Here is a 24,668-nt window from a genome sequence, read left to right as displayed (position 1 = left end):
GTACTCTTAGGAGTGCCTCTTTTTTTTATATTATATTTTAATAACATTTTTTACGATTATGATAAAAATGTTACACAATGGTAATAATTAACTTTCAAAAATTGATAGAATACTTGTAATTTAGGATGCTATAATGTAGAAAAATGTAAACTTTTGGAGGGAAATGAAAATGAATGTAAAACGCTGGAGAGTAACCTACATGTTACTGTTGCTCTTATTCATCTTTCCAGCTGCTGGTTTCGCGGAAAAGTTGGTAGTTATTGACCCTGGACATGGCGGAAAATACTCTGGTACTTGTGGATTTTCAGGTAATACTACAGGGATTTGTGAGGAAAACGTTAACCTTTCAGTTGGCCTTAAACTTAGACAAATTCTGAATAACTATGGAATTAAGGTAGTAATGACTCGGGAAACGGATATGGAATTTGCTCCTTATTTGCAAGGTGAAACAGGAGATTTTAGGTTAAGAATGAATTTAGCCAACGCTGCCGCTGCAAATAATAATGACAATAGTTTGTTTGTATCCATTCATCACAATGCTCACCCAACTAATAGATATGTAAAGGGCATTGAAACCTATTATTATGATGGCCTAAATTATTATCAGGCAGATTATCCACCAGATCCAATGCAGTTAGGATACCTGGAACAAAGCAGAAGATTTGCTCAGGCAACTCATCCACAGTTGGTCTCTAACCTTGGAACATTGGATAGAGGGATACGAAATAACCAGAGCTTTTATGTAATCAGGAATGCTCAGATGCCTGCTATTCTAGTAGAACTTGGTTTTATGACGAACCCTGAAGAAGAAGGTCGAATAAAAACGAATTCATACCAAACTAGTGCTGCTCTGGCTATGGCAAAAGCAGTATTAGAATACTATAAAGTATTTGAAGTACATAATGAAAGCGGAAAAACGGTCAAGACGTTCAAGACCGAAAGTGATGCGATCAATTATGCTAATACATTAAGCTATACTTCCAAAGTATTTAACAAAGATACTCAGAACTATGTCTACTCAACTAGTAAATTTGAAGTCTATCACAAAAGTTTAGGGTACCTTGGCAACTTCCCAAGTGAACAGGCAGCGATCAACTATGCAAAAGGGTACGCACATACACGTGTTATATCTAAAGATACCCAATTTACTACTTGGTCAAACTTCCTTGAGAAAAAATATCAACTTTTTGTTAATGATAGTTTAGTAAATTCTTTCTATGATTATGAGTTTGCAATGAGTGAAGCGAAGAAAGTTGCGAATGCCAAACTAGTAAACTCTATGACTAAGGAAGTCCTATGGACAAATACACCAGGTGTAGTAGTAAACGATACCCTTAAGGCTTCTAAGGTCTCAGGAAAAGACCGCCTGGAAACTGCGATTGCGGCATCAAAGAAATTATATCCGAATGGATTCACTCAGGACCATAAAGATAAAGTGGTAATTTTGGCGACAGGCTATGACTTTGCAGACGCACTTTCAGCTGGCCCGCTCTCAAGTCTTTATAATAAAGCACCGATTTTGTTAAGCAGAGGAAATGTGCTGACAGAAAGTGTTAAACAGGAACTAATCAGGCTTGGAACCAAAAAGGTAGTCATCGTTGGTGGTACTGCTGCGATTTCTGCGGAAGTTGAACAATCGATCCGTAACCTGAAGATGGAAGTTGAAAGGATTTCAGGTAAGAATCGTTATGAAACGAATAAATCAATCTTGCAAAAATTAGGTAATGTAAATGGACTCTTTGTAGCTTCGGGAGCGAACTTCCCTGATGCTTTAGCAGTAGCACCTATTGCAGCAGACAATAAGTGGGGAATTCTATTAACACAAAAAGACTCTATTACTTTGCCAACGGGCCTTGACTTGACCAACAAAAAGATAGTCATTACCGGAGGAGCTGGGGCTGTTTCTGATAATGTCCAAAAACAGCTGGCAAATGCATATCCAAAGAGTTATTTTACTCGTCTAGCAGGTGCTGATCGTTATGAAACGGTCGCAAAGGTTCTTTGGCATTTTAAAGATAGCCTTGACCCGACTCAAATCAATATTACAACAGGGAAGAATTTCCCAGACGCTTTAGCATCAGCACCATTATCCATTGGCACTAAGTCACCATTAATTCTTATCGGAGATTCTGTGAATCCCAATGTAGAATCTTATTTGATGGAAGTTTCACAAATGAAAAATGTTGCCGATATATATAATGTTGGTGGAGTCGTAACTGATGAGGCAGTGAATTCTGTAGTAAATAAAGTGAAGTAAAAAATCATGGACTCGGTAAGATAAAGGTTCTTACCGAGTCTTATTAAAGGCAGGTAATACGATGAGAAAAGCATTCGTAATCTTCTCCATAGTACTCATTTTTCTTGCCGGTTGTGCAAAAGATGACGCAAATGAAAAAGAAACGGCTAAAAAGGAAGATTCTCCTATAGTAAATGAAGAATCGGAAAACAAGGAGACAGAAGATAAGGAAGAAAGTGTACAAGAAGAGCACGTGGATGAAAGCGAGGATCAAGAAAAAGACCTCGATCAATTCATGGGAATCGATCTTAAAGAATATCGTCCAAATGTAGGGGCTAAGAAAACATTCACTGAGAATGGGAATCCCGTCTTTACTGAAGAAGTTATTGCAGCTAATGACCAGTTTGTCCAAATGCTGGTACAGTTAGGTGGAAACCAAACCACTCAAATTTATAAATGGACAGGCAGTGAAATTACTTTAGTTTTTGAAGAGCGCAGTTTGGAAGACCCTAAAAAAAGCCTGTTGGATGGTTTCGAACAAATGGCGAACCCAGAAAAGCTCATAGGTGATTCAGCTGTATGGGAAATGGTAGAAAATAGTTCACATGAAAAAACCCCTTATGGAGAATTGAAGGATGTAATAGTAGTTCGCAAAGTGACTGATGAAGTTGTGAATGAAAAAACGACCTACACCCGCTTCTTTGCCCCGGAACTAGGACTTGTTAAAGAAACTTACAGCCTGACTGGAGAAAATGGCTACTCCGCTGAATCTGTATTAGGCGAAGTAAAATAAAAGAAATAGATGATGGAGAGTGAGATAGTGATTAGCATTAGAAAGATCTTCTTCTTTGCTGTGGCCCTGACGATTGTATTTTTAACAAACTCAAACCTTGCTGATGCGAGTACTGCACCAAATCAGGTGTCTGTTAAATTGATAAACTATCTCGGCAATAAGAATGAGGTAAGCCTGAATATTCATGGTACATATTCTATTAATGGCAGCAATGTTCACTTAATAGAAGGGAATAGCTACAAGGTAAAGGTAGAAAATTCAACTACAATTAGCTTGTATGCAAACGGTACTAAAGTAAAGGTTTATACAAATAGTTTTACTATTAATCCTGTGAAATATGGTGTCGAAAACTATGTATCTATCAATAATCGTGATTATCTAGGTGATTTTACTTTTACAATCGAGAATGGCTCTTACGTACGACCAATAAATAGACTTCCGATGGAAGATTATTTAAAAGGTGTGGTGCCTGGTGAAATGCCTGCATCTTGGCATGTAGAAGCATTACAGGCGCAGGCGGTAGCCGCTAGAACTTATGCTTTGTCAAAGATTAATTCTACTATTGTGGATACTGTTACGAATCAGGTTTATTCAGGTTATATCTGGAAGGACCAAAATTATTATAAAAATTCTACTCTTGCTGTCAACCACACTAAGGGAGAAGTATTAACGTATGGTGGAAAATTAATCTCTGCAGTGTATAGTTCAAGTAATGGTGGTATCACGGAATCAAACGCCAACCTTTGGGGAGGAACTGCTTTAGGATATTTGCCTGCTAAGAACGATCCATACGACCCGCAGAATCCTTGGAAGCTGCAAATCAATGAAACTCAAATTGATGAAAGCTCTCTTAATATGGCATGGCCTGCCTCTTGGTGGAGAACAGTTGTAGAAAAAGACCCACTTGTCACAAACTATGTGAAAAATTGGTTGAAAGCCAATGGATATGCCAATAAGGATTTAAAGATTGCAAAGATTACTGGGTTGACATTAGGTGAAGAAAAAACCTCCGGTGGCCGCCGTATGTATGGAGGTTACAGAATCGAATTCTTCGTGAAAGATGGAGTGGATGGTCCATTCCGCATGAAGGATGGAGAGTTGGAGAGGTTTGTTGCAGCAGCGCCAAAGGCAAGCTTCGGAACTATTCGTTCGATGTTTGGAGGTTCATATATCAAGAGCCACTTAGTGGACCGCATAACTTACCAAAATGGTATTTTCACTTATGAGGGCCGCGGTTTTGGACATGGAATCGGCATGAGTCAATACGGAGCTAAAAAAATGGCGGATCAGCAAAAATCCCACAAAGAGATTCTCGGATTCTATTACCCTAGTGCTGTAGAGGATAATTATATTGATAGTATGATCCAGGAAATTGGCGGTAAAAACCGCTACGAAACGAGTGTCAATATCTCTAAGTATGGATGGAATGACGCTAACACCGTTGTGATTGGAAGAGGCGATAATCCAATCGATGCTCTGACAGGAAGTGTTTTAGCGAAAAAGCATAACGCCCCATTGTTATTAGTTAATACAGATAGCTTGCCTGATTCTGTTAACGAGCTCCTAAATCAATATAAGCCAGGGAAGATATTGATTTTGGGTGGAGAAAAGGCGATTTCTAATAAAGTGGAAACTTCATTGCGTACTTATACTACTAACATTGAAAGAATTACAGGACAAAGAAGATATGAAACAGCCATTAATGTAGCTAGTGAAGTTGGTGCAGGAAGCCAGGTTTTCATTACATCAGATTCATCTGTCTCACCTGATGCTTTATCAATTGCACCTTATGCAAGCGAGAAACAAATACCAATCCTATATACACAGTCAGACGTCTTAACTCCAGCTGTTAAAGATTTCCTTGTGAACGCTGGTACTAAAAAAGTTACCATCATCGGAGGAACAGGAGCAGTATCTGAAAGCGTAGAAGGCAGCATTGCTGCATTGGTTGGTCAATCAAATGTTGACAGAGTCAGCGGGAAAAACCGCTATGAAACTAGTATTAACATCTTAAGGACATACAACATCGATCCACGCAATGTATTCTTTGCACAAGGTGAAGAGTTCATCGATGCATTGCCAGGTTCTGTTCTTGCTGCTAATTTTAATGGACCAATTATTTTAGTTCAAAAGAATTCAGTCCCTCAGCAAGTGACAGACTATCTTGCTGAAGAAATTACCTTTATCCCTCAAATTCATTACCTTGGAGGAGAAGGTGCAATCTCCAGAGATGTACGTAATGTAATCGAGAATACTATCTTACATTAATCCTAACGCCAGCTAAACAGATTCTGTTTAGCTGGTTATTTTTTATTGATACAAAGTGATAAAATGATTAAGAACTAAATCGTGATTAGTGGGTGTTAAATTGAAACAACAAAAGATATTAATAATAAGTAATATGTATCCTAGCGTGGCAGCGCCTACTTTTGGCATCTTTATTAAGAATCAAGTAACTGCTTTGGAAGCTGCTGGCCTTTCGATTGATGTTATTGCAATAAATGAACCGGGGAGAGGGAAGCTCAAGGTTATTCAGAAGTACCTCAAATGGCTCTTTAAGGGCTTCTGGGGCCTTATATATGGATACAAATATGATGTCATACATGCACACTACATATTTCCCTCGGGCTTGTTAGCACTCCTGTACAAGATGATTTGGAAAAAGAAACTGGTTGTGACTTCCCACGGCGGAGATATTGATAAAATGGCTAAAAAAAATAAGTTTACTTCCTGGGGAACAAGGAAAGTTTTATCAGAAGCAGACCATATCATTGTTGTTGGATACCGTTTATATGACGATATCCTCAGGGATTTTGAAGTCGATGAAGATAAACTTTCACTCATTTCAATGGGAGTGGATAGAAGGATTTTTAAGCCCTTGTATGATAGGGATAAGCTTAGAAAGAAATTAGTAGTGAAAGAAAAAGAAAAGGTTCTACTCTTCGTTGGGAATTTTATAAAGGATAAGGGAGTTTATGAATTATTTCAGGCTTATAAGAAACTCCGGGAAACAGACCCCGATATTACGCTGCATATAATCGGCAGACTTACTGATAAAGAACTTTTTGATGAGCTGGTCAATCAGGCAGGAGGCACAGCTCCTATATTCTATCATGGGGCACTTAAGCAAAGTGAGATTGCTGATTGGATGAATGTTGCAGAGGCTTTAATTTTGCCTTCCTATATAGAAGGATTTGGTTTAGTAGCGTTAGAAGCAATGGCTTGCGAAACACCTGTGGTCGGTACAAAGGTAGGTGGGTTAGAGTATTTGCTGGCAGATGAATCTGGGGTTCTTGTGGAACCGAGGGATGAAGATTCGCTGTTTAAAGGGATATCCTTAATTCTCGATAATCAGGATTTAAAGGAAAGCCTCAAGGCAAATGGTATAAAAAGAGTGGAAGAACATGACCAACAACGAATTGTTTCGAAATTGTTGGAAATCTATAATGAAAAAGAGTGCCGGTGATTTTGAGCCGACACTCTTCTTCGTTATTTTGAGATAGAAACTTTATTGCTTGTTGCAAGAGTTCTGTCTAAAGAATCATTAATCCTTATCTGAACCTTTTTATTTATGTCTTCTTCCTTTATTTTGGCCGTGATGGTTTGTGTCTTAGGGTCAACCGTAGCTTCAATGACAGTATCGTCAATAAATAAAGACGATCGCTTGGTTAGATTTTTGCCGTGTACCTCTACATATGTCTCCCCATTCATCTTTTTAACCTCAGCCTTTTCAATATAAGGATCTGCATATCCCAGACGATATTTAGGATTCGGCTTCAGGTTTTTAGGGTCGTAGCCGTATTTTTCACCAAACAATATATCATATTGGAGCAGGTTGTAATTCTTAAGATCCTCTTCACTAACTTTAGTTTCCTTGATAAAGTCCTGTCGTGGAATATAACTTGTTCCGCTCTCCATCATCGATGTCAGCTGATCAGTCATTATGTTTCCTTTTAATCCGTACTTATTAAGGACATAAGGTCCAAGGAATGGTGCACTTAACTCAACTGATTCCTTTTCGTCAGAGATATTATCCCAAATTAAAAGAGGAGTTTCATACATTTTTTTATACTCTTCGAAAGAACCGTTTTCTTCAAAGTAACCAGCTTCCCGATAAGCTTTGTAATTTTCGCCTAGCAATGGTAAGTGGTCACCAAAGAATACTACCACTGAATCTTCACCATTATCTTCTAAACCCTGTACTAGCCGAGCAAGTTCCTTATCAACTTCGCTCATGGTATCACCAAATGTTTCAACGATATTTTCTGAATCACTTTCTAGATTTGCTGATGATTTTTCTTTATCAATCTCTACATTGGCATAAGGTTTCTTCCCGGTTGCAGGGTATGGACCATGCCCCTGGATAGAAACAGCAAAAATGAAATTTGGCTCATCACTATCTTTTACCTGATTTAAAATCAAATCGGTCATTTCACTATCCCTTAGGAAATACATATCTTCAACTGGGTTTGGAATGAATTCAAGGCTGATAAAGCGGTCAAATCCTAGTTGCTTGTATACAGAGTTCCTCCCATAGAACCAATTATGGAAGCTATGGATGGCTGTAGTTTCGTATCCCTGTTCCTTCAACGCGAAAGGTAAAGAAGGAATGGGTTTATTTAAGTTATATAAATAAGGTATTGATCCAGTAGGCAAAAAGTTCATGGACATACTAGTCAAAGCTTCAAATTCAGTATTTGCTGTTGACCCTCCAAATACTGGAGTTAATACATTCCCGCCGACATTACTGTCTTGAAGGCTTCTGAAATTTTGGATTGGATCCTTATTGAAAGAAAGATTTTCTAATCTGGTCGGATCCCAGAAAGCTTCACTCATGATGAAAATGATATTAGGCTTTGTTGTGCTCTCGGCTTTTTCATCGGAATTAATTTCTGTGACCAATGATTCAATCGTATTCTTTGAGTAATCTTCAGGCGGCTCAGTAGTAAGCCATTTAGTGTTCCGTAGGAACCCTATTGTAAAACCGTTATGCTTATATGTCTCACGCTGATCATAGTCAAGGTAAGCCAACTTAAACGTCTGATTAAGAGATGTAGGGCCATCTTGTACCAGGTTGTTTACAAAATAACCTAAAATGACAGCAGATGCTACTGAAATTACAATTGTGTAAATATTGTACCTATAGGTTTTCATTGACCAGAATAATAAGAAACCTGAAACCGCTAAGAGTATCAGAACTGCAACGATGCTCATGATAATCCGGCCAGACATGATATTAAAGGATTCCGACATATTCATACTTTCAGAAAGGAGCGTTACATCAATGGGAAGAAGCGGATCCCCACGTAAAGACTGCTTTATATGACTTACTGTAGCCAGGGTGAATATGAAGATATTGAATAAAGAGAATAAAACAATAAATATTTTTCTTTTTAATAACAACAGTAAATAGTAAATGGCAGTCAAGATAATAACCGTATATATTGCAGCTGTCTTTCTCTCTATGAACCAGTTAACAGTTAAGGTAAAACTCCCTCTATGAGTAAACTCCATGAGGAAAAGTAAAGCTAACGAAAAGAATGGGAGAAGTATAAATGGGAGTAACCTTTTTACCCATAACAAAATTGATTTTTTATCCATCATCTACCTCCGGAATGTGTTCCCTAAGCGGGAGAAAAAATAGTTTTATTCTTAGATTATCACTCAGCTGTCAATGACTCAAGAAAAGAGAAATGGATAGAGTGTACACTCTATCCATTCTTGTGGGTTCAATTATATTCTTGGTTGTCTTTAGCCCAAATCTCATGTAGAGCCAAGATAAAGTAAAAGAATAAAACATATACATAATTTTCCCAGATGTTGTAGTAAAAACCATGGACATAGAAACCAGCAAGGAAAAAGAACAGTAATGGGAATAATGGTGTTTCTTTACGCTTTTTCCATACAAAATAAGTGAGGGACAGCAAGAATACGGCAAAAGTAATGACGCCTAAAGCTCCTGTTCCAACAATGATTTGGATGTACTGGTTATCCGAATAAAAGATACTATTTTCAATGCCATATTGTTTGTAAATAGGTGATGAGAAAGTTTGGGTAGCGGAATCACCGTATGTTGCAAATCCTGTCCCGATAATAGGGTGTTCTTTAAAGATCTCAAAACCTTTGAAAATGTAGAATACTCGGCCATCTTGGCTGCTCATATTGACATTTTCAGATGAAAAAGCATCTTTAAATCTTGAAACTGCCTCATTGTTTTTCTTATTTCGTTCCTTCTTGCTTGCATCAGATTCCTCTGTTACTGGATAGTCAATTAAATCTGTTGCCTGTACTACTGCAAATGAAAGAATTAAAGAAGCAGCTGTCAGGATCAGCATATTTTTCATGAAAGAGAAATCCCGTTTATAAGCGATATAAATGATTAGGAAGACAATTATACCGATCGTTGCTCCTCTTGAAAAAGTAAGAATAAATATAGTCTCGAATAGGACCAGGCCGACCCAAATCATTTTCGCAGGGATGTTCTTCAAATACTCACGGTAGAAGTAAGTTAAGAAAAATACTATCATCATGAACAAACCTAGAACGTTTGGATTTCCAAGAATCCCGTAAATCCTGATTTTATTTGTTTCAGAAAGTTCCATTAACCTCCAGTTTTCTGGAAGTAACAACTGCCTTAATGACAATTTCTCAATGAAACCATGGATGGTAAAGACGATAGCCCACCAGAAAAGTACATAAAGAAATGTTTTAAAATCTTCTTTGGTAAAATTAATGCGCTTTGCGATAAAATAAACTAAATATCCTAGTAAAAATGCTCGTAATTGAAAAATAATGGCTATTGGAGCAACACCTGTAATAAGAGCTGAAACCGAACCAATTAGCAGGAATGTAAAGAAAGCATATTCGAATAAGTGGAACTTAAATAGTTCTTTCAGTCTTTTTCTGTAAGCCACCAAAACATATAGTAAACCGCCAAGGAGGATTCCGTCGCTGAAAACCTTGACCTCGGGAATGAACTCGGAGACAAGTGGGCGGATGGTGTAAAATAAGATAATTGAAAAGATGCCCCATTTTGGCTTAAAAAAAGCTAAAGCAAGGCCGGCTACAGCAAATAATATTGTAAGGATACTCATTGGATAACTCCCTTCTGTAATGCTTCAATTAAGATTTTTCTTTTTTATTCAATAGAAAAGTAAAAACATTTCTGATTAGAAACATTGTATAATTTAACTAAAATGATGGACCTAAACTTTCCCTTAAAACAGAATACAACATTTAAACAATAGGGTAAATAGAAAATAGATGCAAGTTGTCGATTATAGTCCTGATTTGTCAATGCTATTACAATAAACTATAATTGACTGTTGAAGTCTTAGTCTATTTAGAAATGGAGTATGCTGCTATGATGTATAAATTAAAGCAATTATCTATAGGTGCGGGCAAGGTTTATAATTCCATACGTAAAACTGGGGTTAAGAATACTCTTCTAACTATAAAAGGAAGATTTGACGCAAAATACTCCTCTAATATTAAGATAAGCCAGGAAGAAACGGACTCGATGAATGGAGTATATAAAAACCTTAACGACCTCATTCTGGATAAAAAGTTAAAGGGCCTTGTTGTAATAACTTCAGCAATGGAATTTGAAGAGGTTTATAACCAAAGGACGATAAACCTTGCGAAATACTACAGTGAGAATGACTATGCTGTCTTATACGTAGTTTGGCAATGGCAATCTTCAGAGAAGCTTGAGAAGAGCTACCAGAACGTTTATGAAAATATTTACCAGGTACCTTTATATCCATTCATTGCCACAATGCCAGCGTTGGATGCATTGAAATTGAAAGGGGAAAACTCTTTCTTTGTCACATTCCCTGCAAAAGCATTTTTAAATTTGTTCCCAACCTTTCATCAAATGGGCTATAAAGTTGTATACGATATTATGGATGAATGGGAAGAATTTTATAAAGTTGGACATGCCCCTTGGTATAATAAGAAGATAGAAGAGGAGATAACAAAACAGGCTGGTTTGGTCTTTGCTGTCTCAAAGCCTTTAAGCGAAAAATTCAACTATATAAGAGAAGATATTTACGTAGTTGGTAATGGATTTAGTGAAAAGCTTTCCGGTGAGAAAGATATAGCGTTAAAAACGCCTGCAGAAGATGGCCGGATCCACACTGGTTATTTTGGGCATTTAACAGATTCCTGGCTTGATTGGGACATTCTGATTGAAATGATCAAAGAGGATAAGTTTTTTATCCATCTTATCGGATATGGTATTCCAGAGCGGCTTGAAAAAGAGCTCAAGAGCTATGAGAATGTCCGGTATTATGGAAAAGTCCATCCAAGTGAATTGTCAGCGCATGTGAAAAAATGGCATGTTGGTCTTATACCATTTAAAAAGAGTGCCCTTTCGCAAGCTGTAGATCCTATAAAAATTTATGAGTATCTATACTTTGGGCTTCCTACTGTTTCAAGTGGGATTCCTCATATTGGAACCTACCCGCATGTTACACATGCTGATCAATCAGGAGAATTCAAAGCCGCTGTTGAGAAAGCTTACCAACAACTTATGACCGGCGAGGATAAGAATGCTGATTTAGAAGCTTTTCTCGCTAAATCTACATGGGAAAAAAGATTCGAGTTTATAGAGGACAAACTGCTGGACTAAATATTGTTTGCCTTGAAAGGATTTAATATGTCAAATTTAAAAAAAGCTGGGATCATTGCCCTGATTCTTTCCTTGTTCCTTAAGTTCTCTGGTTTCCTAAGGGAAGGGATTATTGCTAAGCAATTCGGGGCATCCGCTGAAACAGACGGATACATTATTGCCTTTTCTGTTATTACTCTTTTTGTATTAATGACCTCTGAGGGTTTTAATAGTGTATTTCTGCCTTTATTCATTAAGAATAAGCAGGAAGATGAGGAGGGCAGTCTTCGAAATGCGAACGCCCTATTAAATATCGTGCTGGTCATTATCCTTGCGTTTTCTTCTATTATATATTTTATGGTTCCATACCTGATTCCACTTGTATTTAATGTTTTCCAGGAAATGCATCCGGAAACAGAGGTAATCGCCATTCGTCTATCACAATTTTTTGTGTTATTTTTATTTATGATTACTGTTAATGGGATGCTTGAATCCTATTTACAGGCATACCGCAGTTTTATACCTGCGCAAGTTTCGAGGATATTTGGAACTCTTACTGGGGCATTTTTTGCTCTTGCTTTTTCTAATATATGGGGAATCGATAGCCTGGCATATGGTTTTGTCACAGGAATATTTCTCGGCATCGTTGTCCAAGTAGTTTACCTGAAAAAGTATGGATTTAAATGGATGCCAGTATTTTCGTTGGAGAAAGAATTCAGGATTACCTTTTTGAGCTTGTTTCTTCCGGCAATTCTGAGTGCGGTACTGGGGCAAATCAATGTAACCGTGGACCGTATATTTGCGTCTAACACAATTGAGGGAGCTGTTACTTATTTAAATAACGCGTCCCTGATTGTAAGTATACCGAATGCCATTCTTGGAACGACAATCATCGCGATTGTTTTTACACTGCTTTCTGAAAATGTTAAGGTGAAAGCCAAATTTCAGGAAACGGTTTTGTTAGGGCTTCAGATGTCAGCCGTGTTGTTACTCCCGCTTACCGCAGGGCTTGCAATATTGGGGAAATCAGTGATTGGCTTTATTTTTGAAAGAGGAGCATTCACTTCAGCTGATACAATCAACACTTATTTAGCTTTATTATTCTACTTGCCACTTATCGTCACGCAAGGGTTGCAAATAATTGTGTTGAAGGCTCTTTATGCGAAAGGAAAAACAAAGCTGATTTTTAAGTTAAGTTTTGTCACAATTACTTCCAATATGATCTCTAATTATTTCCTTGCAAAATGGCTAGGGTATTTAGGCCCTGCGCTTTCAAGTTCAATTATTGCAGTAATATTTTTAGTGTTAACATCGAAGATTATGTACAAAGACTTTGATGAAGGTGAAGCTCAAAAGTTTTTCCGGTCTGCCGGAAAACTTATCTTACCAACGGCAATTATGGCTGTAGTTGTGACGGTTACTAATTATTTCAGTGTTAGGTATATAAATTCTTATATAATTTTGATCATTTTAAATGGCATAACGGGGATCATTGTATATTTTGTTGCTTTAAAATTTTTTAGTCCTGCTGCCTTTGCAAAATTAATGACTCTTTTACCTTTGAAACGTTTTAAAAAGTGATTGCATTAAGAGACGAGTGATGAAAATGACAATGAATAAAATTAACATTTTAAATATGAGGTTTGATTCCTTGCTAGCGAAAGAACTAGTGGGAAAGTTAAGTAACCGAGTCGCTCAATCAGAGAAGACCTTCGTGGTGACGGCCAATCCTGAAATTGTCATGTACGGGGAAAAGGATGAGCGGTATTTAGATGTAGTAAACCAAGCTGACTATGTAATTCCCGATGGGTACGGGGTAATCCTTGGTTCAAGAATACTGGGACGACCTCTGCCTGAGCGTATTCCTGGATTTGATTTAATGAATGAACTGCTCAAATCAGGGAATGACAAGGGTTGGAAGGTCTATTTACTTGGAGCTAAAAATGAGGTAGTCAGCAAGGCTGTGGAGAATATTAAAATGAAATATCCACAGCTAGAGATTGTTGGGTGGCATGATGGATACTTCGATTGGGAAACAAATGAAATAACAGAAGAGATAATTGGCCTTGAACCAGATTTAGTATTCGTGGCTCTAGGTTTCCCGAAACAAGAGATGTGGATATCAGAAAATCTGCCTAGCTTCTCCAAAGGATTATTTATGGGAGTTGGCGGAAGTTTTGATGTATGGGCAGGCACAGTTAAGCGAGCACCTGAAATTTGGCAAAGGCTTAACCTGGAATGGTTTTATCGTCTGATCCAGCAGCCAAGCAGATGGAAGCGGATGTTGGTTTTACCATTGTTTGTTTTAAAAGTAATAAGTAAAAAACTAGGGAGCAATAAACAATGAGGGTTCTTCATCTTAATGCTGGTAATGAGACGGGTGGGGGAATGATCCATATCCTCTCTCTCTTAAGTCAGTTAAAAAGTGATGATATTTATCTTGGGCTTTTGGAAAAGAAAGAGTTTTATTATAAGGCAAAAGAACGGGGAATCAATACTCTTACTTTTGAACAAAGCTCTCGGTATGATTTTTCGGTAATAAAAAAATTAATATCTTTCATTAAAGATCAAAAAATTGATATTATTCATACACATGGTGCACGAGCGAATCTATATGGTTATTTTATAAGTAAATTTACAGATGTGAAGTGGGCAATTACAGTCCATAGCGATCCAAGAAATGATTTCCTTGGGCGTGGAATTAAAGGAAAAATGTTTACAAGCCTAAATTTGGCGGTATTGAGAAATGCAGACCATTTTTTCGCCATTTCCACTCGTTTTAAAGAGATGGTTGAGGGATTTGGTGTAAGTTCCCGTAAAATCACAACCATTTATAATGGTATTGATTTTAACGAGGGTCTAATAAGTTCGAGAAATGTTTCAAGAGGAGATATGAAACTTTTGCAAACGGATTTCGTCTTATTAATGGTTGCCAGGTTTGATCCGGTGAAACGGCACGATATTGCTCTTAAAGCAGTGGAACAAGTTAAACATGTTTATCCAAATGTCAAGCTTCTTTTGTTAGGGGACGGACAAACAAAACCGGAAATTGAAAAACTGGTTAAATCAAGGGATATGGACAAAAACGTCATTTTTCTTGGTTATAAGGAAAATGTAAGAGATTTTTATCGATTAGCGGACATAACATTACTCACCTCACGGACTGAAAGTTTTCCGTTGGTTTTACTGGAGTCAGCAAGGGAAAACGTACCAGTGATCACTACGGATGTTGGAGGAGTACATGAAATGATCCCAGACAGTAAGATGGGTTTTATTGTTCCGGTTGATGATGAAGATTCCGTTGCAAATGCTATCTTCAAAGCTATTAAATTAAAGGAGACAGGCGATTTACAGATCATGGGAACACACTTTAACACATTTGCGTCTGAAAACTTTTCGCTTCAATCCTTTGCTGATAGTGTCTATCAAGCCTATCAATCTTTGTAATAAAAATATAATTTTATTAAACTATTGACTGTGCTATAATCAGGAAGGATTAATTAAGGTACCTTTTATCAAAAAGTTACCATGGATTTTCAAATACATCATTGGACATGATAACTATTACGGAGGGGCTGTATGTTTTACTTAACATTATTGATAAGCTTTTTCGCGGCAATACTCCTCACACCATTAGTGAAAAAATTCGCAATTAAAATTGGAGCGACGGATAAGCCCAATTATAGAAAGGTCCATCAAAATATCATGCCACGCCTTGGTGGCTTAGCTATCTACATTAGCTTTTTAATCGGTATTTTTTTGATATCACCTGATATAAAGTACTATTGGCCGCTCATTATTGGCAGCTTCATAATAGTATTTACAGGTTTCATTGATGATATTAAGGAAATTTCACCAAAAGTGAAATTAACAGGTCAGATTCTTGCTGCTTTGATTGTTGTAGTTTGGGGAGATTTGAATGTTGAGTTCATAAATTTACCGTTCGGCGGTGGTCAGCTCAACTTTGGTATTATGAGCTACCCAATTACAATGATTTGGATCATTGGTATTACAAATGCAATCAATCTTATTGACGGCCTTGATGGTTTAGCTGCAGGAGTTTCCACTATAGCTTTGCTTTCTATAGCCGGCATGGCGGTTGTAATGGGGAATCCATACGTAATGATGATTGCCCTTATCGTGGCAGCTTCGTCCATCGGTTTCCTATTTTATAACTTCCACCCAGCAAAAATCTTCATGGGAGATACAGGCGCACTGTTTTTAGGATATATAATTGGTGTACTTTCATTATTAGGGTTCAAGGGAGTTACTGTTCTATCCTTGATCATTCCGATTATTATCTTAGGAGTGCCAATTTCAGATACGTTCTTTGCAATCGTTAGACGACTGGTTAATAAACAGCCGTTATCAGCACCTGATAAGTCCCATTTACATCATTGTTTATTAAGAACGGGTTATTCTCATCGACAAACAGTTTTGTTAATTTATGCAATGAGTGCAATTTTTGGCTTAACCGCGTTTATTTTTTCACAATCCACTGTATGGGGTTCGGTTATCATACTGACCACATTGATTATTGTGATTGAGGTTATTGTTGAGAAAATCGGATTAGTCAGGGAAGATTATAAACCATTGATTAAATTCTTTAAGGGATTAAAACCTGTAAATGCTAAGGATAAATATTAAAAAGCAGCCAATGGGCTGCTTTTTTTGTTGTTCGTTTAATGTAATAATAAAATAAGACCCAATTAATGTTAATTGGGTCTTTTGGTTAATTAGTATCCTCTGACATAAATTCATCGCTATCAGTTGCTTTTGTAAGAGTATTATCATTTGTGTTATTGTAACTTTCAATCGCCAGGTGATTTCGGAGAACAGACCTGATTTCTTCTACTGAATCTTCGTCCGGCTCATAATAATAAACACCTTTGATCATGGCATCTTTCCCAGCGATATTTAGCGTTTCAATATTTAAGTTATCTAATGCTAATGCATAGTCTGTGAAAGACTTCATTTCACTGAATGTCAGGTTAGTAGTCATATTATCACCAACTGCTTCAATAACATTTGAATAACTTGTTATTGATGAAGCAGAAGCAGCTTTTTTAAATATTGCTTTGAAAATTTCTTGCTGTCTTTTGCCGCGTTCAATATCATTATCAAGTTTTCTTGTCCTGGCGAGTGCCAGTGCCTCTTCTCCATCAAGCTTTTGGTATCCAGCTTTCAGACTGATTGCATCCGCATTATCTTCGGAATCTTGCTCTGAAAAGGCATATGGCACATCAACCTTAATTCCATTTAATGCATCGACAACATCAATAAACGCATTGAAATTTAATTTCACATAGTAATCAACCGGAATGTTCAAAAATTCTTCGACTGTTTCAATAGTTAATTTTACTCCACCGTACGAATGTGCATGGTTAATCTTCGTATAGACGTCCTTTTCAGGAATATGAACATAGGAATCACGAGGGATACTTACTAACTTAACTGACTTTTCTTTTTCATTAAATGTGGCTAACATTAAGGCGTCCGTTCTGGAACCCTCTGAGAATTTTCTTGTTTCACTGTCATCTACCCCTACAAACAAAATAGATATATTGTCTATATTGGGATCTACTCTTTTTTCACGCTTAGAATCACGGTCCAGAGGCTTATATGAATCAGAAATGACGGATTGTGCTTTATTATATAAGAACGCTCCGTAAGATGCGGTGCTGAGAAGAAGAACGATTGTTGGGAGAACGATCCAATAAAATATTCTCCGTCGCTTCTTCCTTACTCTCTCCACTTTAAACGAGCGTCGGTCGTTATAAGACATATGACAATCTCCTTTTATTTATAAATGTCCTAGTGCGAATCTTCAGCACCAAATTCCATTTTACTACTATTTTAGAAAGAGGTAAATTGAATTTTTAAATTGAAACATTTGAAAATATTACGCTTGTGAGCCACCAATTGTATTGACGAAAAGATGGGGGAAAAGTTACATGATTTTTAGTTCTTTATTTTTGACGCAAAGGTTGAAAGTGTCATTCCGGGTAATATAGCTATCCTATTGAGCTGGAACTTATCATCACCAATTTTTACCTTGCCTAGTTTCGTTGTGAATGCCATTCTATACTCAAGTTTTCTCAGTAGGCTAATCGTATTTTCATTGTACTGCCCAAATGGGTATGCAAAGTAAGAAGAATCCAACTTTGATTTGCTGAGCAGAAGATCTGCTTCGACAAAGCTTTCAGGCTGAATGACTAAATAACTCTTCTTTTCTGTATTATATTGATGAAGGTCATCCGTATGACTATGGAATTCGAATACTTCCTTCATTTCATTCATTTCTGGAAGTGAAATATATTGTAGCCCATCTGGATGGAATTCTTGTGGGGAATCATATATTTTACTGGTTATCATGAATTCCGAAGCCCGGAAATCGTATTGATTCAATACTGGAAATGCATATTTATAAACAGACTTCAGACCATCGTCAAAAGTAATAACCACAGCATTCGATGGAAGGTTGCTTCTTTTATCTAAATAACTTTCCAGTGTTCCTAGAGTGACTGGAATATATTCATTATCGAATAGATACTTCATTTGGCTTTCAAACTCTAAATCAGTTATGGTAGTGGACACGTTTCGAAAGATTTTATTTTCTTCATCTTTCAGGATGTGATGGTACATAAGTATTGGAATCCCATTATCCAAAGAAACATCTTGTTTTCTGATATATCCGTTGAAGCCACCGATATTGATTATAAAACTGTCGTTGGTCTCAGCAGAGATCGGTAAGCGTTGTCCTTTTTTTAATGTAACAAGTGGTGTGTTAAGACTTCTGTCAAAGATATTGACGTCCTCTTTGTCTAAAAGGATGGTTATGTCTGTATTCCCCGGATTGTTCTCTAGATTTTTCACCATAAAGATTTGCTCAAAATCCATATTCGATATTGCCATACTATTATCTATTTTTATCTTTGAATTTCCATAGGGAACAACAATATCTTCTTCTGAATCTTCACCAGAGAAGATAACATCCGGATACAAAATGCCAGCATCATTTATCTCTGAATTCAAATCAGAAAAATTTAATGGATTCTCTAGTGAAAAAAATGTTTTGGACTGCAATTCCAAGAGTGCCTTTTCAGCCATAGGGCCAATTGCGTTCTGTCCTCCTAGAATATTGAAATACTGAGTGTTAAGTTTTTTGAAAAATAACTGTGCGCTTAAGGGGATATCTGTATTCACTAATACAATTGGTTCGCCATGGACTGAAGCCAATATTGAACCAGTTAAAGCGTCAGCAAAATGATTACCGGTCGCAATATAGGCAGTTTGAATATCTTTATCAAAGTAATGTACAATTCGGAGATTCGTTTCGTATCGATTCTTGCCACTGATACGAATCGTTTCTGGGAAAGGCTTCAATATAGAGTCATTTACTGCCTGCTGGCCGCCAGCAATTATCGTCATTGCTCGCATTTGTCTGTGTATCTCTAATGGGAGCTTATCAGACCTTGTAAGAAGAATTGGATAACTGTTCTTTGCTGCATAAGGTGCAGTTGCCAGTGCGTCGGGAAAGTTCTGGCCATTGGCTAAAATAGCAGTGTCAGAAGGGATTCTATCAGCAATCAGAGCTGAAGTCTCATATCTGTTTTTTCCTGCAATTCTCTCAACCTGCAAGCCCAATGCTTTTAGTCCATTGACAACTTCTGTTGATATGGCTGAAGTACCACCGAGTATAATCGCTTTTTCAGCACCTAATCTCTTTATTTCATTTGCTGTCTGATCTATTAACTTTCCTTGTGTGGTCGTTAATATGGGGGCATTATACATAAATGCTAATGGTGCCCCAGATAATGCGTCAGGAAAATCAGTTCCTGTCACAAGTACAACAGTATCCGTTCCCTCCGGAAAAGTAGATTTTGAGATTTCTATAGCTGTGTCGTACCGATTTTTACCTTGAATTCTCAAAACATTGTTTTCCTGGGCAGTGACATTAGTAGCTAACAGAATCCATAAAACCATAAGAAATAAAATTGAAGCAATTTTTTTTTGCACTGGTGTAAACCTCCTTGAAGTAATTACCTTTTAGCAAGTCGTTTGACCTGCTTATTATCGGCAACGTTTACAAGGGATTTAATGGATTTTAGATATAAATGTATAGTTATTTGGAAATGAGATGTAAAAAAGGATTCCTGATTGGAATCCCTTTGGAATTTTTTAGTGCTATTGAACTATGAGAGTGTGTTAGTTTATTGATTCTTCCAGGTAAACTGTTTGTCCTTCTTGTATATGAGACTGTCCGCTCGTCAGGTCTGTCATCCATTCTTGGAAGGTAGCTGTTTGAGCCTCTTCAACATATGTCTCAATTTTCACTTTGTCCAGATAGTGAATTTCCTTCAATTTAAATAAAGAAGACCTAAGCTCATTTTCCACTTTACCAAGCATGGTATAGTCAATTGTCGTATGCATAACCTTCATAAGCTTGCGTTCTACTATACCTGTTGAGCTCAGACCTTCAGATGTAGCTTTTCCGTATGCCCGAATTAATCCGCCGGCTCCAAGTTTAATGCCTCCAAAGTAGCGGGTAATGACAACGACGGTATCTTTTAGTTGCCTCTTCTTGAGGACTTCAAGAATTGGTACACCAGCAGTCCCGCTTGGTTCTCCATCGTCATTTGCTTTTTGGATCTGGTCGTTCTCACCAATCATATAAGCCGAGCAATTGTGAGTCGCATTCCAGTTCTGCTTTTTAATTTTCTGAATGAATTCCTGTGCTTCTTCCTCAGTTTCTGCTCGTGCAATATATGCTATGAATCGGGATTTCTGGATCTCGATTTCATGTTCTCCATATCCTTTTACTGTATGGTAACTTGGCAGCAATTCTTTCTCCCCCTCTATCGAAAAATTTCCCAACTTCATCTATTAAATCTTCGACATCGTTTTTATGTTCGACAATGGTACTTAGTGCTACAATTCATTATAAGTTGACGGCAATCGGGGGACAATGGTGTCTTATGATTGTAATATAACTTTAATACTGAAAATGGGTTTGAATGTTATAATAGTTAGTGGTCTGACAAGGCCTGAATTACTTTTGGAAAAATGTTTTTATTTTAAAATTGGAGTTTAACTCCTAAAATAATAGGATATAAGACTTAGAATCGAAAATCAATTCTGTGTCTTTGTATCGATTTTCGGCAAAAATGGCATGATTTTCTTGTTGAAAATTAGTAACAAATTAGTTTTCAAGTTAAAATAACTTTAGTGCCGCCCTTGGGGGAGTTTTACATGGCGATTAAAAAATTCGACACGAAAGCCCTCGATCTGATTTTAGAAAAAATGATCGAAACCGTTGGAGACAGCAAAGACGAAATCTTCCGAATAGGCGAACAGTGCCGGACGGATTATGAGTCTATCACCGACGAATTAAAAGAGATTAAGAGGAAGGTCGCCCAAATCATCAATGATGGCGACAAGCTGGATGCCCAGGTTAGGAGGGCGAGGCTGCGGCTATCGGAAGTAAGTAAGCATTTTAAAGACTATTCCGAAGCGCAGGTTCGTGAGGCATATGAAGTGGCTCATAAGCTTCAGATGGACCTGACTATGAATAGACAATCGGAAAAGCAGTTGCGGGAAAAACGCGATGACCTTGAGCGAAGGCTCGTAGGTTTAAATGAAACGATCGAACGCGCTGAACATCTTGTTTCGCAAATTTCAGTCGTTATGAACTATATGATGAGCGATATCCGCCAAATGGGTGAAGCGCTTGAAACAGCGAAGCAAAAGCAGGACTTCGGGCTGAAGATCATCGAAGCCCAGGAAGATGAGCGGAAAAGACTTTCCCGTGAAATTCATGATGGCCCGGCTCAGATGATGGCTAACGTCATGATGCGCTCCGATTTGATTGAAAGGGTTTATAAGGAACGAGGAGCAGAGGAGGCAATCCAGGAAATCAGGAGCATGAAAAAGATGGTCCGTTCTGCCTTGTATGAAGTCAGAAGAATCATTTATGATTTAAGGCCAATGGCACTTGACGATCTCGGCCTGGTCCCTACCCTCAAAAAGTACTTGCAGACAATCGAAGAGTATCATAAGACAACCAGAATTCAATTCACTAATATCGGTGAAGACAGAAGACTGCCATCCAACTATGAAGTTGCCTTGTTCCGGATCATCCAGGAATCGGTACAGAATGCACTAAAACATGCGGAAGCGTTATCGGTTCAAGTGAAACTGGAAATCAAGAGAGACCACCTCATGGCTGTCATAAAAGATGATGGCAAAGGTTTTGATATTAATGAAAGCAAACCAGAATCATTTGGACTGCTTGGAATCAGGGAAAGAGTTGAACTACTGGAAGGTGAGCTGACGATTCATTCAAAAATTGGCACTGGAACGCTGGTCATCATCCAAATTCCGATGAATTTATAAACAATAATAAAATATAGAGAAAAATAGAGATAGAAGCCGTAAGGGAGGCGAATGTTATGACAACAAAGATTGTCATTATTGACGACCATCAACTATTCAGAGAAGGGGTAAAACGGATCCTGGATTTTGAACCATCATTCGAAGTGGTTGCAGAAGGAGACGACGGCAGTGAAGCTATTTCGCTCGTTGAACAGCACCAGCCTGACGTAGTCATTATGGATATCAATATGCCTAACACGAATGGTGTGGAAGCAACATCTGGATTAATTGAACAGTATCCTGAATCAAAAGTCATTATCCTATCCATCCACGATGATGAAAACTATGTCACTCACGCACTAAAAACTGGAGCTACAGGCTACCTATTGAAAGAAATGGATGCCGATGCACTGGTTGAAGCAGTTAAAGTCGTGGCAGATGGCGGGTCTTACCTGCATCCGCGAGTTACGCACAATCTGGTTAAAGAATACCGTCGATTATCTGCTGATGAAGGCGGCCCAGATAAGTACATATCACCGGTCGAAATTCGCCGGCCGCTTCACCTGCTGACACGCCGCGAATGCGAAGTCCTCCAGCTACTTGCAGATGGCAAGAGCAACAGAGGGATTGGCGAAGCACTGTTCATCAGTGAAAAGACAGTTAAAAACCACGTAAGTAACATCCTGCAAAAAATGAATGTAAATGACCGTACCCAGGCAGTGGTCGTAGCGATCAAGAACGGCTGGGTAGAGGTAAGATAATCTTAAGAAACCACATTTGTCGAATCGACAGATGTGGTTTTTTGTCGATTTCTGTATGAATATGTTGGAAAAATACGACAGAAAATCTCCTATTCATTTACAAAAACTTAATAATATCCGATATAATTAGGAAAACGAAAAGTAAATGCAGAAGGGGTGGTCACAATTTCTTTACTTTGGGAACTCTCAGATGAAAAATTAATCGAAGCATACCAACAGGCTACTCTGTTGAATCTAGATGAAAACTTTATTGAAATGCTAATAGAAGAAATAGATACCAGAGGGCTTGAGATTAGAATCAATTCATATGTTTCTTAAATTTGTGACGCTGCGCAATCGATTGCCAGCGTTTTTCTTTTATAGCCAGTGTAAGGACTGCTTTTACTATAATTTTCTTATTAGGAGGAGTCTTTAACCCGAACTGAAGTGTAAATTCTAAGAAAAACAATTCAAATTCTTGTCGGCGAGTTATGGGAATTTTGATTGTTTTTCTTCTATTGTAATAACATTGCTTGAATTAAAAAAATTTGAATCGGGGTGTGAAATTTTGACGATGTGGATGAAACTCACTCTTATTACAATAATCTCTTTCATGCTACTTTTTGTGCTGATTGGTTTAGTTAGTTTTTACTCTGCGTAGGACTACCAGTTGTCGCTTTATTGAAAATTGAAAAAACATAGTACAAAAATAAATAACAGTAAATTTCGTTACGACTCCTTAAAATCAAGCCGTCCATTTCTTGCCTCAACTAGAATGTGAACACCCTTTACAAAATACTTTTTAAGAAAACATGCAATTTGTATTAAGTTCATATAAAATGGGATTGTACAAACTGTAGAGAAAAACATAAGGATGGTAATATAATAATGAAAACGGCAGTTATCACGGATAGCACTGCGTACATCCCGAAGGAATTGCGGGAGAAATGGAATATCCACATGATTCCGTTAAGCGTGATTTTTGATCATGAGACATATAGAGAAGAAATAGACATCAGCGCTGAAGAGTTTTATGAAGAAGTGAAGCATAGGGAGCTTCCGACAACGTCGATGCCTCCAATTGGCGAGTTCGTTGAGCTTTTTGAGAAATTGGCCAAGGATTACGATTCAGTCATCAGTATCCATTTGTCCAGTGGTATTAGCGGCACGTACCAGGGTGCGGTGAGCGCTGGTGAAATGGTAGAGGGTATAAAAGTATATCCATTTGATTCTGAAATCAGCGCAATGGTCCAGGGGTTCTATGCTCTTGAAGCAGCAGAGTTGGCAGAGCAGGGTGTTGAACCTGAGAAAATCATCGAGCGCTTGAATGAAGTGAAAAAATCCATCCGTGCTTACTTCATGGTGGATGATTTAAGCCATTTACAACGTGGTGGAAGATTGTCCAGTGCCCAGGCGTTGATTGGGAGCCTGTTGCAGGTGAAGCCTTTGCTTCACTTTGAGGACAAGAAAATTGTTCCGTATGAGAAGGTCCGTACGCGTAAAAAAGCAATGAACCGTGTTGTCGAATTGCTAGCGGAAGATGCGAACAGCGGCGGTAAATACAGGGCGGTCGTCATCCATGCTAATCGTGAAGCAGAAGCACTTGAATGGAAAAGTGAGCTAGAAGCTCAGTTCCCGAATGTTGAATTCATGCTCAGCTATTTCGGTCCGGTCATCGGAACCCATCTTGGAGAGGGTTCGATGGGGATGGGCTGGTACAAAAAGTAATTTACGGAAAAGTTCTTACAACAATGATGAAGCGCCAGATCCGTAGGGGGAGTTGGCGTTTCTTTTCTTTATCCACATAAAAACAGTGGTTACCAACAAAACGATCCACTTATTAACAGGTATTTAACACCCCACTCCTATTTATCCACAGTAATAACCGCTTACATCAACTTGAACAAACACTTA

18 protein-coding genes are annotated in these 24,668 nt (G+C 37.9%); 13 read left to right on the top strand and 5 right to left on the bottom strand.

All coding sequences use genetic code 11. The features are described from left to right. The first annotated feature begins 169 nt into the window (after positions 1-169). The 4 genes from J7E32_RS11840 to J7E32_RS11825 all read left to right on the top strand — a co-directional run bounded on the left by J7E32_RS11840 (position 170) and on the right by J7E32_RS11825 (position 6,495). Entirely contained in the window at positions 170-2,257 is a 2,088-nt protein-coding gene (locus J7E32_RS11840) for a cell wall-binding repeat-containing protein (RefSeq protein ID WP_214907476.1), read from the top strand. A 61-nt stretch (positions 2,258-2,318) separates the two neighbouring features. Beyond that, entirely contained in the window at positions 2,319-3,029 is a 711-nt protein-coding gene (locus J7E32_RS11835; RefSeq protein ID WP_214907474.1) for a hypothetical protein, read from the top strand. Positions 3,030-3,056: 27 nt separating this feature from the next. Continuing rightward, on the top strand, positions 3,057-5,297 hold the full coding sequence (locus J7E32_RS11830) for a SpoIID/LytB domain-containing protein (RefSeq protein WP_214907472.1): 2,241 nt from the start codon (positions 3,057-3,059) through the stop codon (positions 5,295-5,297). Positions 5,298-5,385: 88 nt separating this feature from the next. Then, on the top strand, positions 5,386-6,495 hold the full coding sequence (locus tag J7E32_RS11825) for a glycosyltransferase (RefSeq protein WP_353654041.1): 1,110 nt from the start codon (positions 5,386-5,388) through the stop codon (positions 6,493-6,495). Positions 6,496-6,518: 23 nt separating this feature from the next. Here the strand turns inward: J7E32_RS11825 and J7E32_RS11820 are convergent, their stop codons facing one another. Both J7E32_RS11820 and J7E32_RS11815 read right to left on the bottom strand, forming a co-directional pair. Next, positions 6,519-8,633 carry an LTA synthase family protein gene (locus tag J7E32_RS11820; RefSeq protein WP_214907470.1) on the bottom strand — a complete coding sequence of 705 codons (2,115 nt, stop codon included), beginning with the start codon at positions 8,631-8,633 and terminating at the stop codon, positions 6,519-6,521. Between the two features lie 125 nt (positions 8,634-8,758). After that, on the bottom strand, positions 8,759-10,123 hold the full coding sequence (locus tag J7E32_RS11815) for an O-antigen ligase family protein (protein WP_214907468.1): 1,365 nt from the start codon (positions 10,121-10,123) through the stop codon (positions 8,759-8,761). A gap of 254 nt (positions 10,124-10,377) precedes the next feature. On the opposite strand from J7E32_RS11815, the gene J7E32_RS11810 reads away from it, so the two are divergent. The 5 genes from J7E32_RS11810 (at position 10,378) to J7E32_RS11790 (ending at position 16,287) form a co-directional block, all read left to right on the top strand. Then, on the top strand, positions 10,378-11,661 hold the full coding sequence (locus J7E32_RS11810; RefSeq protein WP_214907466.1) for a glycosyltransferase family protein: 1,284 nt from the start codon (positions 10,378-10,380) through the stop codon (positions 11,659-11,661). A gap of 27 nt (positions 11,662-11,688) precedes the next feature. Further along, the gene (gene murJ, locus J7E32_RS11805) at positions 11,689-13,221 is read left to right on the top strand and encodes a murein biosynthesis integral membrane protein MurJ (RefSeq protein ID WP_214907464.1); all 1,533 of its coding nucleotides are present in this window, start codon (positions 11,689-11,691) and stop codon (positions 13,219-13,221) included. 31 nt (positions 13,222-13,252) lie between these two features. Then, a complete protein-coding gene (locus J7E32_RS11800; protein ID WP_353654040.1) occupies positions 13,253-13,987 on the top strand; it encodes a WecB/TagA/CpsF family glycosyltransferase in 735 nt (244 codons plus the stop codon). Then, the gene (locus J7E32_RS11795; protein ID WP_214907462.1) at positions 13,984-15,087 is read left to right on the top strand and encodes a glycosyltransferase family 4 protein; all 1,104 of its coding nucleotides are present in this window, start codon (positions 13,984-13,986) and stop codon (positions 15,085-15,087) included. The genes J7E32_RS11800 and J7E32_RS11795 overlap by 4 nt, the downstream gene beginning before the upstream one ends. Positions 15,088-15,219: 132 nt before the next feature. Beyond that, positions 15,220-16,287 (top strand): glycosyltransferase family 4 protein, encoded by a 1,068-nt coding sequence (locus J7E32_RS11790; RefSeq protein WP_214907460.1) that lies wholly within the window; start codon positions 15,220-15,222, stop codon positions 16,285-16,287. An 85-nt stretch (positions 16,288-16,372) separates the two neighbouring features. Here the strand turns inward: J7E32_RS11790 and J7E32_RS11785 are convergent, their stop codons facing one another. The 3 genes from J7E32_RS11785 to J7E32_RS11775 all read right to left on the bottom strand — a co-directional run bounded on the left by J7E32_RS11785 (position 16,373) and on the right by J7E32_RS11775 (position 20,484). Beyond that, positions 16,373-17,425, bottom strand: coding sequence for an LCP family protein (locus tag J7E32_RS11785; RefSeq protein WP_214907458.1), 1,053 nt, complete (start codon positions 17,423-17,425; stop codon positions 16,373-16,375). A gap of 176 nt (positions 17,426-17,601) precedes the next feature. Next, complete coding sequence (locus J7E32_RS11780; RefSeq protein WP_214907456.1) at positions 17,602-19,659, bottom strand: cell wall-binding repeat-containing protein; 2,058 nt, start codon at positions 19,657-19,659, stop codon at positions 17,602-17,604. A gap of 189 nt (positions 19,660-19,848) precedes the next feature. Continuing rightward, positions 19,849-20,484 carry a YigZ family protein gene (locus J7E32_RS11775; protein ID WP_214907527.1) on the bottom strand — a complete coding sequence of 212 codons (636 nt, stop codon included), beginning with the start codon at positions 20,482-20,484 and terminating at the stop codon, positions 19,849-19,851. Positions 20,485-20,892: 408 nt separating this feature from the next. On the opposite strand from J7E32_RS11775, the gene J7E32_RS11770 reads away from it, so the two are divergent. The 4 genes from J7E32_RS11770 (at position 20,893) to J7E32_RS11755 (ending at position 24,482) form a co-directional block, all read left to right on the top strand. Next, complete coding sequence (locus tag J7E32_RS11770) at positions 20,893-22,035, top strand: sensor histidine kinase (RefSeq protein WP_214907454.1); 1,143 nt, start codon at positions 20,893-20,895, stop codon at positions 22,033-22,035. Positions 22,036-22,091: 56 nt separating this feature from the next. Continuing rightward, positions 22,092-22,775 carry a response regulator gene (locus tag J7E32_RS11765; RefSeq protein WP_214907451.1) on the top strand — a complete coding sequence of 228 codons (684 nt, stop codon included), beginning with the start codon at positions 22,092-22,094 and terminating at the stop codon, positions 22,773-22,775. A gap of 156 nt (positions 22,776-22,931) precedes the next feature. Next, on the top strand, positions 22,932-23,093 hold the full coding sequence (gene sda / locus J7E32_RS11760; protein ID WP_353654039.1) for a sporulation histidine kinase inhibitor Sda: 162 nt from the start codon (positions 22,932-22,934) through the stop codon (positions 23,091-23,093). Between the two features lie 549 nt (positions 23,094-23,642). Continuing rightward, positions 23,643-24,482, top strand: a complete 840-nt coding sequence (locus J7E32_RS11755; protein ID WP_214907449.1) for a DegV family protein — start codon at positions 23,643-23,645, stop codon at positions 24,480-24,482. Positions 24,483-24,668 lie beyond the last annotated feature (186 nt).

The sequence above is a fragment of the Bacillus sp. ISL-55 genome, from assembly GCF_018613155.1.
Taxonomy (GTDB): Bacteria; Bacillota; Bacilli; order Bacillales; family Cytobacillaceae; genus Mesobacillus.
Note: the sequence above shows the minus strand (reverse complement) of the source record. Positions and strands in the feature narration are given on the sequence as shown.

Excerpts from the sequence above, each read along its gene's own strand:
- J7E32_RS11840 (WP_214907476.1), top strand. The coding sequence starts at position 170 with ATGAATGTAAAACGCTGGAGAGTAACCTACATGTTACTGTTGCTCTTA.
- J7E32_RS11835 (WP_214907474.1), top strand. The coding sequence starts at position 2,319 with ATGAGAAAAGCATTCGTAATCTTCTCCATAGTACTCATTTTTCTTGCC.
- J7E32_RS11820 (WP_214907470.1), bottom strand. The coding sequence starts at position 8,633 with ATGATGGATAAAAAATCAATTTTGTTATGGGTAAAAAGGTTACTCCCA.
- J7E32_RS11815 (WP_214907468.1), bottom strand. The coding sequence starts at position 10,123 with ATGAGTATCCTTACAATATTATTTGCTGTAGCCGGCCTTGCTTTAGCT.
- J7E32_RS11810 (WP_214907466.1), top strand. The coding sequence starts at position 10,378 with ATGGAGTATGCTGCTATGATGTATAAATTAAAGCAATTATCTATAGGT.
- murJ (WP_214907464.1), top strand. The coding sequence starts at position 11,689 with ATGTCAAATTTAAAAAAAGCTGGGATCATTGCCCTGATTCTTTCCTTG.
- J7E32_RS11800 (WP_353654040.1), top strand. The coding sequence starts at position 13,253 with ATGAATAAAATTAACATTTTAAATATGAGGTTTGATTCCTTGCTAGCG.
- J7E32_RS11795 (WP_214907462.1), top strand. The coding sequence starts at position 13,984 with ATGAGGGTTCTTCATCTTAATGCTGGTAATGAGACGGGTGGGGGAATG.
- J7E32_RS11790 (WP_214907460.1), top strand. The coding sequence starts at position 15,220 with ATGTTTTACTTAACATTATTGATAAGCTTTTTCGCGGCAATACTCCTC.
- J7E32_RS11785 (WP_214907458.1), bottom strand. The coding sequence starts at position 17,425 with ATGTCTTATAACGACCGACGCTCGTTTAAAGTGGAGAGAGTAAGGAAG.
- J7E32_RS11770 (WP_214907454.1), top strand. The coding sequence starts at position 20,893 with ATGGCGATTAAAAAATTCGACACGAAAGCCCTCGATCTGATTTTAGAA.
- J7E32_RS11765 (WP_214907451.1), top strand. The coding sequence starts at position 22,092 with ATGACAACAAAGATTGTCATTATTGACGACCATCAACTATTCAGAGAA.
- J7E32_RS11755 (WP_214907449.1), top strand. The coding sequence starts at position 23,643 with ATGAAAACGGCAGTTATCACGGATAGCACTGCGTACATCCCGAAGGAA.